General features: G+C 71.1%; 14 protein-coding genes. 7 read left to right on the forward strand and 7 right to left on the reverse strand.

Annotated features, from left to right (window positions below):
• Positions 1 to 73: 73 nt before the first annotated feature.
• From GTY58_RS26430 to GTY58_RS26450, 5 genes are read right to left on the reverse strand one after another with little or no spacing between them, the layout of a single operon-like run.
• Positions 74 to 1,384: a DUF58 domain-containing protein gene (locus GTY58_RS26430; protein ID WP_010986462.1), complete on the reverse strand. Its 1,311-nt coding sequence runs from the start codon at positions 1,382 to 1,384 to the stop codon at positions 74 to 76.
• Positions 1,384 to 2,373, reverse strand: a complete 990-nt coding sequence (locus tag GTY58_RS26435; RefSeq protein WP_107083051.1) for a MoxR family ATPase — start codon at positions 2,371 to 2,373, stop codon at positions 1,384 to 1,386. The genes GTY58_RS26430 and GTY58_RS26435 overlap by 1 nt, the downstream gene beginning before the upstream one ends.
• Positions 2,373 to 3,566 (reverse strand): DUF4350 domain-containing protein, encoded by a 1,194-nt coding sequence (locus GTY58_RS26440; protein ID WP_042493589.1) that lies wholly within the window; start codon positions 3,564 to 3,566, stop codon positions 2,373 to 2,375. The genes GTY58_RS26435 and GTY58_RS26440 overlap by 1 nt, the downstream gene beginning before the upstream one ends.
• A complete protein-coding gene (locus GTY58_RS26445) occupies positions 3,563 to 4,312 on the reverse strand; it encodes a DUF4129 domain-containing protein (RefSeq protein WP_037651649.1) in 750 nt (249 codons plus the stop codon). The genes GTY58_RS26440 and GTY58_RS26445 overlap by 4 nt, the downstream gene beginning before the upstream one ends.
• Before the next feature lie 4 nt (positions 4,313 to 4,316).
• Positions 4,317 to 5,666 (reverse strand): glycerophosphoryl diester phosphodiesterase membrane domain-containing protein, encoded by a 1,350-nt coding sequence (locus GTY58_RS26450; protein ID WP_010986466.1) that lies wholly within the window; start codon positions 5,664 to 5,666, stop codon positions 4,317 to 4,319.
• A gap of 143 nt (positions 5,667 to 5,809) precedes the next feature.
• Here GTY58_RS26450 and mtnA point away from each other — a divergent pair, with 143 nt between their 5' ends.
• From mtnA to GTY58_RS26485, 7 genes are all read left to right on the forward strand, one after another.
• A complete protein-coding gene (gene mtnA / locus GTY58_RS26455) occupies positions 5,810 to 6,958 on the forward strand; it encodes an S-methyl-5-thioribose-1-phosphate isomerase (protein WP_010986467.1) in 1,149 nt (382 codons plus the stop codon).
• 4 nt (positions 6,959 to 6,962) lie between these two features.
• Positions 6,963 to 7,652, forward strand: coding sequence for a two-component system response regulator MtrA (mtrA, locus tag GTY58_RS26460; RefSeq protein WP_010986468.1), 690 nt, complete (start codon positions 6,963 to 6,965; stop codon positions 7,650 to 7,652).
• A gap of 1 nt (position 7,653) precedes the next feature.
• On the forward strand, positions 7,654 to 9,732 hold the full coding sequence (gene mtrB / locus GTY58_RS26465; RefSeq protein ID WP_010986469.1) for an MtrAB system histidine kinase MtrB: 2,079 nt from the start codon (positions 7,654 to 7,656) through the stop codon (positions 9,730 to 9,732).
• Positions 9,722 to 11,554, forward strand: a complete 1,833-nt coding sequence (locus GTY58_RS26470; RefSeq protein WP_010986470.1) for an LpqB family beta-propeller domain-containing protein — start codon at positions 9,722 to 9,724, stop codon at positions 11,552 to 11,554. The genes mtrB and GTY58_RS26470 overlap by 11 nt, the downstream gene beginning before the upstream one ends.
• 153 nt (positions 11,555 to 11,707) lie before the next feature.
• Positions 11,708 to 12,580: a ComF family protein gene (locus tag GTY58_RS26475; RefSeq protein ID WP_037651677.1), complete on the forward strand. Its 873-nt coding sequence runs from the start codon at positions 11,708 to 11,710 to the stop codon at positions 12,578 to 12,580.
• A gap of 285 nt (positions 12,581 to 12,865) precedes the next feature.
• Positions 12,866 to 13,588 carry a ribosome-associated translation inhibitor RaiA gene (gene raiA / locus GTY58_RS26480; RefSeq protein WP_078234505.1) on the forward strand — a complete coding sequence of 241 codons (723 nt, stop codon included), beginning with the start codon at positions 12,866 to 12,868 and terminating at the stop codon, positions 13,586 to 13,588.
• 205 nt (positions 13,589 to 13,793) lie between these two features.
• Complete coding sequence (locus tag GTY58_RS26485) at positions 13,794 to 14,540, forward strand: response regulator transcription factor (protein WP_010986473.1); 747 nt, start codon at positions 13,794 to 13,796, stop codon at positions 14,538 to 14,540.
• A gap of 27 nt (positions 14,541 to 14,567) precedes the next feature.
• Here the strand turns inward: GTY58_RS26485 and GTY58_RS26490 are convergent, their stop codons facing one another.
• Together GTY58_RS26490 and GTY58_RS26495 are read right to left on the reverse strand one after the other, a co-directional pair.
• A complete protein-coding gene (locus GTY58_RS26490; protein WP_010986474.1) occupies positions 14,568 to 15,770 on the reverse strand; it encodes a crosslink repair DNA glycosylase YcaQ family protein in 1,203 nt (400 codons plus the stop codon).
• Positions 15,771 to 15,833: 63 nt separating this feature from the next.
• Positions 15,834 to 16,403, reverse strand: coding sequence for a GNAT family N-acetyltransferase (locus GTY58_RS26495; protein ID WP_010986475.1), 570 nt, complete (start codon positions 16,401 to 16,403; stop codon positions 15,834 to 15,836).
• Between the last annotated feature and the right edge of the window lie 122 nt (positions 16,404 to 16,525).

Consider the following 16,525-nt stretch of genomic DNA (forward strand, 5'->3'; position numbering starts at 1 on the left):
GGTTTTCTGTTTTCCCGGGTCGTTCAGAGAGAGGCGAGCCTCATTCAAAAGGCCTTCCTGTCTCTGTGCGGCGTCATAGGCGGCCGGCGGCCTTCAGTGCCAGATACGCGTCGGCCAGGGCAGGTGCGAGGTCGTCCGGAGTCGCGTCGACGACCGTGACTCCGTGACGGCGCAGTTGTTCGGCCGTGCGATGGCGGTCCGTCTGAGCCTGAGCCGCGGCGGCAGCCTCGTAGACCGCGTCCGTGTTGCCGCGTGCCGTCGCCATGTGGGCGATGTACGGGTCCGCCACCGATGCGACCAGGACCGTATGGCGCTGGGTGAGCCTGGGCAGCACCGGGAGGAGCCCCTCCTCGATGGGGGCTGCGTCGAGGCTGGTCAACAGGACGATCAGGGAGCGGCGCGGGGCCGTCCGCAGTGCGGTCGCCGTAAGTCCGCGCGCGTCCGTTTCAATGAGCTCCGGTTCCAGTGTCGCCATTGCGTTGACCAGGGACGGGAGGACGTCGCGTGCCGCGCGGCCCTGGACCAGGGCGCGTACCCGGCGGTCGTAGGCGAGGAGGTCCACGCGGTCGCCGGCCCGGGAGGCCAGGGCCGCGAGGAGGAGGGCCGCGTCCATGGAAGCATCCAGGCGCGGCGCGTCGCCGACTCGGCCGGCCGAGGTGCGGCCCGTGTCGAGGGCCAGAAGGATGTGGCGGTCACGTTCGGGACGCCAGGTGCGCACGGCGACCGTCGACTGGCGGGCTGTCGCCCGCCAGTCGATCGAGCGGGTGTCGTCACCAGGAACGTACTCGCGGAGGCTGTCGAACTCCGTGCCCTGACCGCGGATCAGCACGCTGGTGCGGCCGTCGAGTTCGCGTAGGCGCGCCAGCTTGGAAGGGAGATGCTTGCGGCTCGTGAAGGGCGGCAGGACTCGTACCGTCCAGGGGACTTTGTGGCTCCCCTGACGGGAGAACAGGCCGAGCGGGCCGTATGAGCGGATGGTGACGCGGGCCGCCTGGCGGTCGCCACGGCGGGTGGGGCGCAGCCGGGTCGTCAGACGGCGGCGTTCGCCCGGAGGGACCGTCAGGCGGTGCCGGGACGCGGCTACTTCGGTACCCGGCTCCCAACTGCTCGGCGGCCAGGCGTCGCGCAGACGGGCGCGCAAAGGGCGGCCCGAAGGGTTCGTGACGGTGAGCGTCACGTCGACCGTTTCACCGAGACGTACGGATGTGTCGCCGGAGCGGGTGAGGCCCAAGCGGCGTACGGGGGCGGCCAGCGCGAAGTCGCAGGCGCAGCCCAGTGCCAGGGGAGCGTTGACGGCGAGGATGCCGGCCCAGCTGGGTTCCCAGATGCCTACGGGGAGGGTGCCGAGAGCCGCCAGCAGGGCGGCGCGTCCCGTGAGTGCCATCAGCGGGGGACGGGAACGTGGGCGAGGATCGCGTTGATGACCGAGTCGGCCGTCACGCCCTCCATCTCGGCCTCCGGGCGGAGTTGGATGCGATGCCGGAGCGTGGGGAGGGCCAGGGCTTTCACATCGTCGGGGATCACGTAGTCGCGGCCGGTCAGCCAGGCCCAGGCTCGGGAGGTGGCCAGCAGCGCCGTTGCGCCGCGCGGCGACACACCGAGGGTGAGGGACGGGGATTCGCGGGTGGCGCGGCAGATGTCCACTACGTAGCCGGTGATTTCGGGGGAGACGGCCGTCTTGGCGACTGCGGCGCGGGCGGCCTCCAGATCGGCCGGGCCCGCCACGGGGCGTACGCCGGCGGCGCGCAGGTCGCGCGGGTTGAAACCCTCGGCGTGGCGCGTGAGGACGTCGATCTCATCCTGGCGGGAAGGGAGAGGGATCGTCAGTTTGAGGAGGAAGCGGTCCAGTTGGGCTTCGGGGAGGGGGTACGTGCCCTCGTACTCGACCGGGTTCTGCGTCGCTGCCACCAGGAACGGTTCCGGGAGCGGGCGCGGAGTGCCGTCGACCGTGACCTGGCGTTCCTCCATCGCTTCGAGGAGGGACGACTGGGTCTTCGGCGGGGTCCGGTTGATCTCGTCGGCGAGCAGGAGGTTGGTGAAGACCGGGCCGGGCTGGAAGGAGAACTCGGCGGTGCGGGCGTCGTAGACGAGGGAGCCGGTGATGTCACTCGGCATCAGGTCGGGGGTGAACTGGACGCGTTTGGTCTCCAGTTCGAGCGCGGATGCGAGGGCGCGGACGAGCAGCGTCTTGGCGACTCCGGGGACTCCTTCGAGGAGAACGTGTCCGCGGCAGAGGAGGGCGACGACGAGGCCGGTCACGGCGGGGTCCTGGCCGACCACGGCTTTGGCGATCTCGGTGCGCAGGGCCTCCAGGGAGGAGCGGGCGGTGCCCGCATCCCCGGCGAACCCGGCGTTGTCAGTGGTCGGGGCCATCATGGACGGCGTACCTCTCTTTCGAGGGCGTCGAGTTGGTCGGCGAGTGCGATCAGGGCCGCGTCGTCGCGGGGCGGCGGCCCGAAGAGCAGGGCGTGCAGGGCCTGTCCGTCGTCGCGGAGGTGGGCGGACAGGGCGGGGAGCAGGGCTTCGGGCGCGTGCGCCTGGGCGACGGGGACGCCTACGAGGGGGGCGAGGCGAGTGCGGGTGGTGGAGCGCAGAGCAGCGGCCGCGCGGTCGCGGGCGTTGGCTTTGCGGTAGAGGCGGGCGCGGCCTTCGACGGTTTCGGAGGCGCGGATCGCCACGGGGAGCCGTTCGGGTACGAGGGGGCCGAGTCGGCGTGCCCGCCAGAGGGCGGCCAGCGCTGCCGCGATGAAGAGCTGCAGTGTGCCCCACAGCCAGCCCGAGGGGAGCAGGTCCATGAAGGTGCGGTCGCCCGTGTCGGTGGCCGAGTCGTCGGAGAGCGAGAGGAGGTACCAGACCAGGTGGGAGCGGGAGCCGAGCAGTTGGAGGGCGAGCGAGGCGTTGCCCTGCTCGTCGAGGCGGTCGTTGTAGAGGATGTCGGGAGCGCCGAGCACGACGGTGTCGCCGTTCCCGGACGCGGCCGGTACGCGTACGAGGGTGGGCAGACCGTCGCTGGGGTAGCACGAGTCGGCGTGGGAGACGCTCGTGGTGTAGCGGATGCCGCCCGTGTCGGCGGCGCCCGCGCGGCGGGCGGCCGGCAGTCCGCAGCCGGGGGTGAGCTTCGAATCGAAGCTGAGGGCGGGGTCGGCGGTGACGCCCGGGGCGAGGGTGCCGATCGAGGGGGACTTGGCGGCGATGAGGACCGTACGGCCGCCGGAGCTCTCCGTCGCCGCGTACAGGAGGGACTGTTGGCGGTGCGTCAGCAGATCCGGGACCGCGATCAGGAGGGTCGTGCCGGGGCCGGCGGCGGTGCGTGCCTCGCTGAGTGTGGTGACCACGCGCGTGGAGACGCCCCGGTCGGCGAGGAGTTCGGCGACGGCACGGCTGCCGTAGGGGTCGGCGGAGCGTGGGTCGAGGCGGCCGTGCTGGTCCCCGGAGCGGATCGCGGCGATCGCGACGGCGGCCGCCAGGAGGATCACGAGGGCGAGCACGACACCGCGCGCGCGGGTCCACACCTGGCGGGCGGTGGCGGAGGCCGAGGTGGACGGAAGCGCGGCCTCGGCGGTCATTCGGCGGCTCCCTGGCGGGCGCTGTGGGCCGTGCTGTGGGCGTTGCTCATGAGCACGGGCCGGGTCCGGTCCACGTCGGCGTCGAGGGCGGCGAGGCGCTGGTACGTTCCTTCTCCCGCGGCCCGTCCGCCGTATGTGACGTCGTCGAAGTCCCGGGCCGCGGCGCGCAGTCGCTCGGCGTGGACGGGAAGCGTACGGCCCGCTTCCGAGGCCGCCTCGTCGGCGGTGCGGCCCGGGCGCACGTCGAGGAGGGCGCGTTCCTCCAGGGATCGGACAACGGCACGCATGCGCTCCTGGACGGCCTGGTTCCAGTGGCCCTGGGCGGCGTGGGCCTCGGCGGCCGCGCGGTGTTCGGCGGCGCTGCGGGGGCGGTCCTCGAACAGCGCGGCCGCCGGGAGCGGGGCCCTGCCCGGGGTGCCCAGGCGCCACCACAGGGCGCCGCCGACCGCCAGCACGGCAAGCACGATGACGAGGAGGCCGAGTGCGCCGCCCGGTGTCGCGGTGGACGCGGCGTTGAACAGGCGGTCGACCCAGTCCCAGAAGGCGTTCAGGGCACGTTCGAACAGGCTGGGATCGTTCTTGTGGTACATCCGCTTCGACAGTTCCCGCCGGGCGGCCTCCCGCGCGGGATCGCGCGGGATCGTCACCGGTGGTTCGTCGCCGGAGGGCAACAGCGTGCGTACGACTGTTCCGGCTGCGCGCGGCAGGGCCGGCACCGCTGTGAGAACTCCCCCCGCCAGGCTCACCGCATCAGCTCCCCGCAGTGGTGCCGGGGGCGGTGGAGCCGTAGTCCTGGACGCCGGCGGCGCGGGCCAGGTCGAGGTCGAGGGCTTCGCGGCGGATGCGCTGGTCGATGTAGAGCAGCACGGTCACGCCCGCGGTGATGGGGAACGTGAGCATGGCACCGATCACCGAGCCGACCCCGCTCACGATGAGGAACGTCCAGCCGAGGCCGCCGGTGCCGCTGGTGAGGATGCCGGAGATGCCGTCGCCGCTCAGCGCGGCGGCCAGGAAGGCGAACGGGATCACGACGATCGACGCGACGATGTTGGCGATGATCGTGGCGAGCAGCTGGATGCCGAAGACGCGCCACCACGAGCCGCGCACGAGTTTCGCGGAGCGGCTCATCGACTTCCGGATGCTCTGCCTCTCGAGCATCAGGGCGGGCGAGGCGAGCGAGAAGCGGATCATCACCCAGAGCGCGCACACCGCCGCGGCGAGGCCACCGAGGACGGCCAGCGAGGCGCCCGCGTCCGTCGCGCCGGCGAGGACGACGAGTACCCCGGGCAGTGCGCCGACGGCGATGATGGCGAGGCCGATGAGCGGCAGCAGGAAGGTCAGGCCGAACAACTTCAGCAGCTGGGGCCGCGCGTCGCGCCAGGCCTCGGCGGTCGTCACCGACTTGCCGAGCACCGCCCGGCTGGTCACGGTCGTGAGCAGGGCGGTCGCGACGATGGTGCCGAGGAGGGTGATCAGGAGGACGACGCCGGAGTTCAGCAGGGCCTCGCCCATGGCGCGGCTGAGCTCGCTGACGGTGGCGCTCGGGTCGTTGAGGGTGTCCGTGCCGGCGCTGTCGTCCAGGACGAGCCCCTGGAGCAGGATGACGAGGATCTGCGTGAAGACGGCGACGGCCAGCGAGATGCCGAGGACCGTGCGCCAGTACATGCGCATGGTGGAGACCGCGCCGTCGAGGATCTCGCCGACGCCGAGCGGGCGCAGCGGGATCACGCCGGGCTTGGCCGCGGGCGGCGGGCCGCCCCAGTTGCCGCCCCAGCCGGCCGGTCCCCCCGGACCTCCGTAGCCGGGTCCGCCCCAGGCACCGCTCTGGCCGCCGTGACCTCCCGGGCCGCCGGGATGCCGGCCGCCCCATCCCGGGCCGGGCGGTGGTGGTGGCGGGGCCTGGCCCGGGCCCTGGGGGTGGGGAGCGGTCCACTGCCCGGGCGGGGGCTGCTCCTTGGACCAGTTCGAGGGCGGCTGCGACTGGTCCGCGCCGCTCTGGTCCGAGGGCTGCTCCGGGGGCTGCGCGGCGCCGGAGGCGTCCGGCTCCTGCCCGTCGGAGGAGGCAGATCCGGGCGAGGCCCAGCCCGGAGTGTCTTTCATCGTCGCTCCTTCACGCTGCCCGTGGTCCGCGGTCGCGGCGGCGGGTTGGCAGCCATCGTGCCACGGTGGGCCCGTCGAGGGACCGGGGGCCGGGTGGGCTGCACACCTTCAATTGTCCGCCGGATACGGGGCAGACTGACCGCATGGCTGATCAGTACGCGCAATCAGGCGAGGACAACCGGCCGACGGAGATACCGGCGATTCGTTGGGACGAACCGCCCGAGGGACCTGTGCTGGTCCTTCTCGACCAGACAAGGCTGCCGGCCGAGGAGGTCGAGCTGGTGTGCACGGACGCGCCGGCGCTGGTGGAGGCGATTCGCACGCTCGCCGTGCGCGGGGCACCGCTGCTCGGGATCGCCGGGGCGTACGGCGTCGCGCTCGCCGCCGCGCGCGGCTTCGACGTGGACGAGGCCGCCCAGGCGCTGTCCGGCGCCCGGCCGACCGCGGTGAACCTCGCTGTCGGCGTGCGCCGGGCCCGGGCCGCGTACCGGGACGCGCTCGCCGGGGGCGGTGATCCGGAGCGGGCCGCGGCGGCGGCACTCCAGGCGGCGCGGGCGCTGCACCGGGAGGACGCCGAGGCGAGCGCGCGGATGGCTGAGCACGGCCTTGCGCTGCTCGACGAGCTGCTGCCGGGCGGTGGGCACCGGCTGCTGACGCACTGCAACACCGGGGCGCTGGTGTCCGGGGGTGAGGGAACGGCGTTCGCGGTGGCGTTGGCGGCGCACCGGGAGGGGCGGCTGCGCAGGCTGTGGGTGGACGAAACGCGGCCTTTGCTGCAAGGTGCTCGTCTGACGGCGTACGAGGCGGCGCGCAACGGGATGGCGTACACCTTGCTCACGGACAACGCGGCCGGCTCGCTGTTCGCGGCGGGGGAAGTGGACGCGGTGCTGATCGGGGCCGATCGCATCGCGGCCGACGGTTCGGTGGCGAACAAGGTGGGGAGCTATCCGCTCGCGGTCCTTGCCAGGTATCACCATGTGCCGTTCATTGTGGTGGCGCCGGTGACGACGGTGGATCCGGACACCCCGGACGGGGCATCCATCGAGGTCGAACAGCGTGCCGGTCATGAAGTGACCGAGGTCACAGCACCCCAGGTGCCGGTGGCGGGAGCGGAAGCAGGAGGCGGGATACCGGTGGCACCACTGGGGACCCAGGCGTACAACCCGGCGTTCGACGTGACGCCGCCCGAGCTGGTGACGGCGATCGTCACCGAAGAGGGCGCCGTCTCGCCCGTCACGGCATCGGCGCTCGCCGAGCTGTGTGCCAGGTCACGCCAGGTAACGATTAGCTAATGGGATGATGTCGTTTATGAAGGGACGAGTCCTTGTCGTCGATGACGACACCGCACTGGCCGAGATGCTCGGCATTGTGTTGCGTGGTGAAGGTTTTGAGCCGTCTTTTGTAGCCGACGGCGACAAGGCGCTGGCCGCTTTCCGTGAGTCCAAGCCCGATCTTGTGCTCCTGGACCTGATGCTGCCCGGCCGGGACGGTATCGAGGTGTGCCGCCTGATCAGGGCGGAGTCCGGGGTGCCGATCGTGATGCTCACGGCCAAGAGCGACACCGTCGATGTCGTGGTGGGCCTGGAGTCGGGCGCGGACGACTACATCGTGAAGCCGTTCAAGCCAAAGGAGCTGGTGGCCCGTATCCGGGCGCGGCTGCGGAGGTCCGAGGAGCCGGCGCCCGAGCAGCTCGGCATAGGTGACCTGGTCATCGATGTGGCGGGTCACTCCGTGAAGCGGGACGGGCAGTCGATCGCGCTGACGCCGCTGGAGTTCGATCTGCTGGTGGCGCTGGCCCGCAAGCCGTGGCAGGTGTTCACGCGTGAGGTCCTGCTCGAGCAGGTCTGGGGCTACCGGCACGCGGCGGACACCCGCCTGGTCAACGTGCATGTACAGCGGCTGCGCTCCAAAGTCGAGAAGGACCCGGAGCGGCCGGAGATCGTGGTGACCGTCCGTGGCGTCGGTTACAAGGCCGGACCGAGCTGACATGTCCCGGGACAGTGCCGCTTCGGCACCCGGACAGCCGGGGGCCCGTTCGGGGCGGCCTGTCGGCCGAAAGATGACGGGCTCTCGCTGGGGACGGTTCATGGAGGGCGGGCTGCTGCAGGGCGGAGTCCAGGGCAGCCCGGTCCTCCGGCTCGTCATGCGCTGGGTGCGTCGTCCGCTGCTGCCCGTGATGCGGCTGTGGCGGCGCAACATCCAGCTCAAGATCGTCGTCACCACGTTGCTGATGTCGCTGGGCGTGGTGCTCCTGCTGGGCTTCGTGGTCATCGGGCAGGTGCGCAACGGTTTGCTGGACGCCAAGGTGAAGGCATCCCAGAGTCAGGCCGTGGGCGGGTTCACCGTCGCCGGGCAGAGGGCCGACAGCACGGCGAGCGCGAGCGGCGGGGACGAAAACGCCGGAGCGGCCGGCACCCCCGTGCAGAACGTCAGCGGTTGGATGACTGACCTGGTGGCCTCGCTCTCCAGCGGCGGCCAGGGCGCCTTCGACGTCGTGACGCTCAGCACCAGGGCCGCGGACAACGAGAACAGGGGTCTGGGGCCGCGCGCGTCGGGCGGCGTCGAACCCAGCCTCAGCGTGCCGGAAGGCCTGCGGAAACGCGTCGACGCCGGCTTGGGCGTGGCCCAGAGCTACACCCGCATCGTCTACACCGATCACGGCCGTGAGGCGCAGCCGGCGCTGATCATCGGCAAGCAGGTCAACGACCCCAACGGCGACCCTTACCAGCTGTACTACCTCTTCCCGCTCACCCAGGAGGAGAAGTCGCTCAGCCTGGTCAAGGGGACACTGGCGACGGCGGGCCTGTTCGTCGTGGTGCTGCTCGGGGCCATCGCCTGGCTGGTGGTGCGCCAGGTGGTCACGCCGGTACGGATGGCTGCGGGGATCGCCGAGCGGCTGTCCGCCGGGCACCTGCAAGAACGTATGAAGGTCACGGGCGAGGACGACATCGCGCGCCTCGGCGAGGCTTTCAACAAGATGGCGCAGAACCTTCAGTTGAAGATTCAGCAGCTGGAGGACCTCTCGCGGATGCAGCGGCGGTTCGTGTCGGACGTGTCGCACGAGCTGCGTACGCCGTTGACGACCGTGCGGATGGCGGCCGACGTCATCCATGAGGCGCGCGTGGACTTCGATCCGGTGACCGCGCGGTCCGCGGAACTGCTCGCCGACCAGCTGGACCGGTTCGAGTCGCTGCTCGCGGATCTGCTGGAGATCAGCCGCTTCGACGCGGGCGCGGCGGCGCTGGAGGCGGACGCGATCGACCTGCGGGAGGTCGTCCGGCGGGTCGTCAGCGGGGCCGAGCCGCTCGCCGAGCGGAAGGGCACGCACATACGTGTCGTCGGTGACCAGCAGCCCGTGGTGGCCGAGGCGGACGCCCGGCGCGTCGAGCGGGTGCTGCGCAATCTCGTGGTCAACGCCGTGGAGCACGGTGAGGGCAAGGACGTGGTGGTCAAGCTCGCCGCTGCGGGCGGCGCGGTCGCTGTCGCGGTGCGTGACTACGGGGTGGGGCTCAAGCCCGGCGAGGCGACCCGGGTGTTCAGCCGTTTCTGGCGGGCGGATCCGGCACGCGCGCGTACCACCGGTGGTACGGGCCTCGGGCTGTCCATCGCCTTGGAGGACGCCCGGCTGCACGGCGGCTGGTTGCAGGCATGGGGTGAGCCGGGCGGCGGTTCGCAGTTCCGGCTGACGCTGCCGCGGACCGCGGACGAGCCGCTGCGGGGATCCCCGATACCGCTGGAGCCCAAGGACTCGCGGCGTAATCGTGGACTTAATGGTGCCGGTCTGCCGCTCGGCGGCTCCGGCAAGCTCGCCACGGTGCCCGTCCAGCCCGCCGGTGAGAACGCGCCGCCGCAGATGCCCCCGCGCGCGCCCATGGCGCCGCGGCTGGCGACGGCGACCCCCACAGCCGACCCCACCGCGCTGCCCGGTAACGGCGCGCGGGTGGTGCCGCGGCCCGCGGGCGGCGCACGCAAGCAGAACGACACGCCCCCGGCGAGCGGGGGACGGAGCACACAGGAGCCGCCCGAGAGCGGCAGCGGGCAAGGGGAGGCATTTCGTGGGCGCTGAGGGGGGCGGCCGACGGCGCGCGCTGCGGCTGGGGGCGTACGTCGGCTGTGGTGCCGTGCTGCTGACGGGGTGCGCCTCGATGCCGGACAGCGGGGATCTGCGGGGTGTCGAGTCGACGCCCCGGCAGGACGCGCAGGTCCGGGTGTTCGCGATGCCGCCGCGTGAGGATGCCGCGCCCGCTGAGATCGTCCAGGGTTTCCTGGAGGCGCTGACCAGCGACGACCCGCAGTATGAGACGGCGCGGGAGTACCTCACCGGCGATGCCTCGAAGCAGTGGCGGCCCTACAAGTCCACCACCGTGCTCGCCGACGGGCCGAATCCCGAGCCGGAGCGCACGAGGAACCGGGAGACCGGCGACGACTTCGCGTACACGCTGACGGGCAGCAGGCTCGCCAAGGTGGACGGGCAGCACGCGTATGCGCCGGACTCGGGTGACTACACCGGGACGGTGCATCTCACGCTGCAGCGGAAGACCGGGCAGTGGCGCATCGACGCGCTCCCGCAGGGCGTGGTGATGGGCAAGTCCGACTTCGAACGCAACTACAAGTCCGTCAACAAGTACTACTTCGCCTCGAACGTGCCCGCCGGGACGAGCGGTCAGCTGGGCACCGTCGCGGACCCGGTGTACGTACGCGGCAAGGTGGACCCGGTGACGGCGATGGTCACCGAGCTGCTGAAGGGCCCCACGCGCTGGCTGGCGCCGGTGGCGAGGTCGAGCTTCCCCACCGACACGGGGCTGAAGAAGGGCGTCACGTCGCTGGCGCCCGACGACCAGAACAAGCTGACGGTGCCGCTGAACAAGAAGGCCGACCGCGTCGGACGGGCGCAGTGCACCAAGATGGCGGCCCAACTTCTGTTCACGCTCAAGGATCTGACGCCCACGGGTGTGGACGAGGTGGAGCTGCAGCGGTCCGACGGGTCCACGCTGTGCGATCTCGGGGAGGCCGAGGCCGAGAGCATCGCCTCGCACGGCACGGGCAAGTCGGGCGAGTACGAGTACTTCATCGACGGCGAGCAGCGGCTCGTGCGGTTGTCCGGCAGCAGCAACGGCAAGGACCCGGATCCGGTGCCTGGGGCGCTGGGTGAGGGTGCCAAGAAGCTGCGCGCTGCGGCGGTCTCGCGTGACGAGGTCACCGCGGCCGGGGTCTCGTTCGACGGGAGCTCGCTGTACGTCGGGTCGCTGGTGTCGGGTGCCTCGCTCGGCGAGGCGGTCGTGCACAGTGCGGGCACGACCGAGAAGGACCGGCTGACGACTCCCAGCTGGGACGGCGGAGGTGACCTGTGGGTGGCCGACCGGGACCCGGCGAAGTCCCGGCTGCTCCTGTTGCAGAAGGGCTCGGGCGAACCGCTGGAGGTGCGCACGCCCAGGCTCGACGGGCGCATCGACGCCGTACGAGTGGCTGCCGACGGCGTGCGGATCGCGCTGATCGTGGAACGGGACGGCAAGACGTCTCTGCAGATCGGACGTATCGAGCGGGAGACCAAGGCCGATGAGCGCGCCGATGTGTCGATTCTCGAACTGCACTCCGTGACACCGCAGCTGGAGGAGGTCACGGCCATGTCGTGGGCCGGGGACAGCCGGCTCGTGGTGGTCGGGCGCGAGAAGGGCGGTGTGCAGCAGATGCGGTACGTCCAGGTCGACGGCTCCACGCCGTCGGGCTCGGCGCCCGCCTCGCTGACCGGCGTGCAGCAGATCGCGGCGTCCGAGGACGAGCGGCTGCCGCTGGTGGCGTACTCGGAGGACGGGATCGTACGGCTGTCGTCCGGAGCGCAGTGGCAGAAGGTCATGAAGGAGGGGACGGCTCCGGTCTATCCGGGCTGAGCCCCGTTGTCCCAGGTGAGAGGCCATTCGAGGCTTCCGCGTCACAGGCCGTCCCCCGTGTGGGTGACGGCCTGTGGCGATGGTGGCCGGTTGTCCACAGGGAGTTGTCCACAGGTCTGGCAGGACAGCGCGGGCATTGGCACAGTGGTGGGCATGCGGGGGTGGTGGCAGGACCTCACGGATCTGGTGCTGCCGGCCGAGTGCGGAGGCTGCGGCAAGCCTCGTACGGTGCTCTGCCCGGAGTGCCGTGCCGCCCTTCACGGGGCCGCGCCGTGCCGGGTGCGACCGGAGCCGGAGCCGTCGGGGCTGCCTGTCGTGCACGCGTCGGCGGCGTACGAGGGCGGGGTGCGGGCGGCGCTCCTCGCGCACAAGGAACGCGGTGCGCTGGCGCTGGCAGGACCGCTGGGGACGGCTCTGGCGGGGGCTGTGCGGGCGGGGCTGGGGTCTGCGAGGCCCTGGTGCGGGGACGGGCCGGTGCGGCCCGGAGGCGGCGTCGTGCGGGAGTCCGTGCTGCTGGTTCCGGTGCCGTCGTCGCGGCGGGTGGTGCGGGCGCGGGGGCATGATCCCGCGCGGCGGATCGCGCTCGCGGCGGCGGGAGAGCTGCGGCGGGCCGGGACGGTGGCGCGGGTGGCGGCCGTGCTGCGGCAGCGGCGGTTCGTGGCAGACCAGTCGGGGCTCAACGCCCGGCAGCGGCTGGCGAATCTCGCGGGCGCGCTGGAGGTGGCCGCCGGGGGCGCCCGGCTGCTGGCCGGTGGGGGGCGGGTCGTGCTCGTCGACGACCTGATGACGACCGGCGCTTCGCTGGCGGAGGCGGCCCGCGCGGTGCGGGCCGCGATGGCGGACACGCAGGTGTACGGAGAAGGAACGCGGGAAACAACGGGAGAACGGATGGTGGGAGCGACAGTGACGGAGCCGGAGCGGACAGAAGCCGTACGGAGAATGGCGCGTACGAGCGATGCCGGAGACGGGGTCCGAGCAGCCGTTGTCGCAGCTTCTCCGGACGCTTTCGAAATAAACTGGAACTGACCACGAACTTGCATCGTTGCAGGTAACCAGAGGGTAATTTCACCTGAACGGAGGTACGCCGCGGTAGAGGGTGACGACATCCGTCCAGGCGAGATATGTTCGGTTGTGAGGGAATGGCACAGCCCGCACCTCGCATATCCGAATGCCGTGCCGCGGGTTTTCTGCAATCACCCGCACCGGTGGGGTGGAGATCTCGCCCACGGGGGAGGAGGAGGTGGACGTCACCGAGTCCGAGGTTCCGGTGCTCACCGGGGCCTGGTGCAAAAGGGAGATGCTCCGCCAGGGATGCGGAGTGATCCGGGAACGGAGTTCTGCGTGGACATCGTCGTCAAGGGCCGCAAGACCGAGGTGCCCGAGCGGTTCCGCAAGCACGTGGCCGAGAAGCTGAAGCTGGAGAAGATCCAGAAGCTCGATGGCAAGGTGATCAGCCTCGACGTCGAGGTGTCCAAGGAGCCCAACCCCCGGCAGGCCGACCGTTGCGACCGAGTGGAGATCACGCTCCGCTCCCGCGGACCGGTGATCCGGGCGGAGGCAGCGGCCAGCGATCCGTACGCGGCGCTCGACCTGGCGGCGGACAAGCTCGAAGCCCGGCTGCGCAAGGAGCACGACAAGCGCCACACCCGCCGCGGTGCGGGCAGGCTCTCCGCCGCGGACGTCGCCGACACCGTTCCGGGCGCAGCGACGCTGAACGGGAGCGGCGGCATCGTCAGTGAGGCGGAGTCGGACGGTATCCCGACCAAGAAGATCGGCTCGCTCGAGGTCAAGGGCGAAGGCCCCCTCGTGGTCCGCGAGAAGACCCACGTTGCTTCCCCGATGTCGCTCGACCAGGCGCTCTACGAGATGGAGCTGGTCGGGCATGACTTCTATCTGTTCGTCGACTCCGAGACCAAGGAGCCCAGTGTCGTCTACCGGCGGCACGCATACGACTACGGCGTCATCCACCTCAGCACGGACCCGATGGTCGCCCAGGCGCAGTCGGCCGACGCGGGCGGTGCACTCGGCGGCTGACCTCGCCGGCTGACAACTGGATCGGTGCCCCTGGAGTGCGTGTGCGCCCCCAGGGGCACCGGTGTGCGCCCCGTTCGCACCGCGGTCTGTCACCGCACTGTCGTCCGGGCATGGAATCATGGCCGCACCGGCCCAACCGGTGGGCCGTTGCCTTGGGTTGGCGATGGCACAGGACTACAGGCCACAGCCTTCAGGGGGAGGAACCATGGCGGACAGCTTCGGACCGATGCGGGACGACGATGCCGACGGCGGCGTCGTCGGCATGGGCCCGGACGCGGACTCTCCGGGCAAGGAGCCCATCCGAGTCCTTGTCGTGGACGACCACGCCCTCTTCCGCCGCGGTCTGGAGATCGTGCTCGCGGCCGAGGAGGACATCCAGGTCGTCGGAGAGGCCGGCGACGGCGCGGAGGCCGTGGACAAGGCCGCGGATCTGCTGCCCGACATCGTGCTGATGGACGTACGGATGCCCAAGCGCGGCGGGATCGAGGCGTGCACCTCCATCAAGGAGGTGGCGCCCAGCGCGAAGATCATCATGTTGACGATCAGCGACGAAGAGGCCGATCTCTACGACGCGATCAAGGCGGGCGCGACCGGTTATCTCCTCAAGGAGATCTCCACGGACGAGGTGGCCACGGCCATTCGCGCGGTCGCCGACGGGCAGTCGCAGATCAGCCCTTCCATGGCGTCGAAACTCCTCACCGAGTTCAAGTCGATGATCCAGCGGACGGACGAGCGCCGTCTGGTGCCCGCGCCGCGGCTCACGGACCGCGAACTGGAAGTCCTCAAGCTGGTCGCCACCGGGATGAACAACCGCGATATCGCGAAGGAGCTGTTCATCTCCGAGAACACCGTGAAGAACCATGTGCGCAACATCCTGGAGAAGCTGCAACTGCACTCCAGGATGGAGGCGGTGGTGTACGCGATGCGGGAGAAGATCCTCGAGATCCGGTAGCGGCACCCGACAGGCGTTCGCCCGGGGTCATCCCAGGGTGCGGGCCAGTTCCCTGACGAGGGGCTCGCGCAGTTCCGGGATGTCCACCCGCTCCACTCGTACGTCCGTGCAGTCCACCCAGGTCGCGGCCTCCACCAGGGCCTGCGCCACTCCCGGGACCGCCGTGGGGCCGTCCAGGGTCACCTGCTTGGCGACCAGGGTGCTGCCTTCGCGCGCGGGGTCCACGCGGCCGATCAGCTGCCCGCCCGCGAGCACCGGCATCGCGAAGTAGCCGTAGATCCGCTTCGGCTTCGGGACGTATGCCTCCAGGCGGTGGGTGAAGCCGAAGATCCGCTCTGTGCGCGCCCGCTCCCAGACCAGGGAGTCGAAGGGGGACAGGAGCGTCGTGCGGTGGCGGCCGCGCGGGGCCGTCTCCAGCGCCGCCGGGTCCGCCCAGGCCGGCTTGGACCAGCCCTCGACCGCCACCGGCACCAGACCCGAGTCCGCGATCACCGCGTCGAACTGCTCGCCCTTGAGACGGTGGTAGTCGGCGATGTCCGCGCGTGTGCCCACGCCCAGGGACTGGCCCGCGAGGCGGACGAGACGGCGCAGGCACTCGGTGTCGTCCAACTCGTCGTGCAGCAGCGTCTTTGGGACGGCACGCTCGGCCAGGTCGTACACCCGCTTCCAGCCGCGGCGCTCGACGCACACCACCTCGCCGTACATGAGCGCGCGCTCCACGGCGACCTTCGTGCCCGACCAGTCCCACCACTCGCTGGTCTTCTTCGCGCCGCCCAACTCGGTCGCGGTGAGCGGGCCTTCCGTGCGGAGCTGCTTGATGACCTGGTCGTACGTGCCGTCCGGCAGCTCGTGGTTCCAGTGCGGGCGGGCGCGGTAGGCGCGGCGGCGGAAGGCGAAGTGGGGCCACTCCTCGATGGGGAGGATGCAGGCCGCGTGCGACCAGTACTCGAACGCGTGGGGGTGTGCCGGGGAGGCGTCGGCGGATGCGGTGGTCCAGTACGCCCGCTCGACCGTTTTGCGGCCCACCGCGCCCAGGCGGGCGTACGGGATCAGCTCGTGCGAGCGGGCGAGCACCGAGATCGTGTCGAGCTGGACCGCTCCGAGGTGGCGGAGCACGCCGCGCACGCCCGCCCTACGGTCGGGGGCGCCCAAAAATCCCTGCGCGCGCAGGGCGATGCGGCGGGCGTCGTCAGCGGAGAGTTCGGCGGTGGGGCGCGGCAGGCTCGGCATGGTCACACGGTAGGGGGTGGCACTGACAATGGGGGCTGAGCTGGGGAGACGGGGATCCGGGCCCTAGCGCGGCGTCGGAAGGTACGGCGCTGTCGACGGCAGTCCCAGGTCCGACGGCAACAGGGAGCCGACCCAGCAGTCCCGCCGTACTCCCTTGTTGTTGATCGCTGAGCGGAGGGTGCCCTCGATCGTGAAGCCGGCGCGTTCGGCCACTGCGCGGGAGCCCGTGTTGCCCACTTGCGCGCGCCATTCCACGCGGTCGATCGACATCCGGGTGAACGCCCAGTGGGAGGCGGCGAGGACGGCCTCGGTGATGTAGCCGTTGCCGCGGTGCTCCTTCGTCGCCCAGAAGCCGACCTCGCTCACGCCGAGGGCGCGCATGGAGAGGGCGAGCATGCCGGCCAGTTCGCCGGAGGGGAGGAAGACGCCGAACGTGAACATGGAGCCGTTCGCCCAGCCTTCGGGCACCAGCTGATCCGTGAAGCTCGCCGCGTGCTCCGGAAGGTAGGGCGACGGGATCGTGGTCCAGCGCTGGATCTCGGGGTCCTGGGCTGCCTCGTACACGGCGTCGGTGTCCTGGGTGCCCACGGTGCGCAGGACAAGACGATCGGTGGTCAGCGTGGCGGGTTCCATCGCCCGATTCTGCTCCGGGCGTGACGAGCGGCGCCATCGTTTTGCGCTGTGTCAGGGCGTCGTCACTTTTCGTGCTGTCGACGCGGCACCTTCCGCCACGCCCGCCCGTTGTCCTAGTGGCT

Origin of the sequence: Streptomyces sp. SID5469, from assembly GCF_009862865.1 — a bacterium.
Taxonomy (GTDB): Bacteria; Actinomycetota; Actinomycetes; order Streptomycetales; family Streptomycetaceae; genus Streptomyces; species Streptomyces avermitilis.

What these genes read in the sequence shown, in the direction of transcription:
- GTY58_RS26450 (WP_010986466.1), bottom strand. Translation starts at nt 5,666, where the DNA reads ATGAAAGACACTCCGGGCTGGGCCTCGCCCGGATCTGCCTCCTCCGAC.
- mtnA (WP_010986467.1), top strand. Translation starts at nt 5,810, where the DNA reads ATGGCTGATCAGTACGCGCAATCAGGCGAGGACAACCGGCCGACGGAG.
- GTY58_RS26490 (WP_010986474.1), bottom strand. Translation starts at nt 15,770, where the DNA reads ATGCCGAGCCTGCCGCGCCCCACCGCCGAACTCTCCGCTGACGACGCC.
- GTY58_RS26440 (WP_042493589.1), bottom strand. Translation starts at nt 3,566, where the DNA reads ATGACCGCCGAGGCCGCGCTTCCGTCCACCTCGGCCTCCGCCACCGCC.
- GTY58_RS26495 (WP_010986475.1), bottom strand. Translation starts at nt 16,403, where the DNA reads ATGGAACCCGCCACGCTGACCACCGATCGTCTTGTCCTGCGCACCGTG.
- GTY58_RS26430 (WP_010986462.1), bottom strand. Translation starts at nt 1,384, where the DNA reads ATGGCACTCACGGGACGCGCCGCCCTGCTGGCGGCTCTCGGCACCCTC.
- GTY58_RS26435 (WP_107083051.1), bottom strand. Translation starts at nt 2,373, where the DNA reads ATGGCCCCGACCACTGACAACGCCGGGTTCGCCGGGGATGCGGGCACC.
- mtrA (WP_010986468.1), top strand. Translation starts at nt 6,963, where the DNA reads ATGATGTCGTTTATGAAGGGACGAGTCCTTGTCGTCGATGACGACACC.
- raiA (WP_078234505.1), top strand. Translation starts at nt 12,866, where the DNA reads ATGCGGAGTGATCCGGGAACGGAGTTCTGCGTGGACATCGTCGTCAAG.
- GTY58_RS26475 (WP_037651677.1), top strand. Translation starts at nt 11,708, where the DNA reads ATGCGGGGGTGGTGGCAGGACCTCACGGATCTGGTGCTGCCGGCCGAG.
- mtrB (WP_010986469.1), top strand. Translation starts at nt 7,654, where the DNA reads ATGTCCCGGGACAGTGCCGCTTCGGCACCCGGACAGCCGGGGGCCCGT.
- GTY58_RS26485 (WP_010986473.1), top strand. Translation starts at nt 13,794, where the DNA reads ATGGCGGACAGCTTCGGACCGATGCGGGACGACGATGCCGACGGCGGC.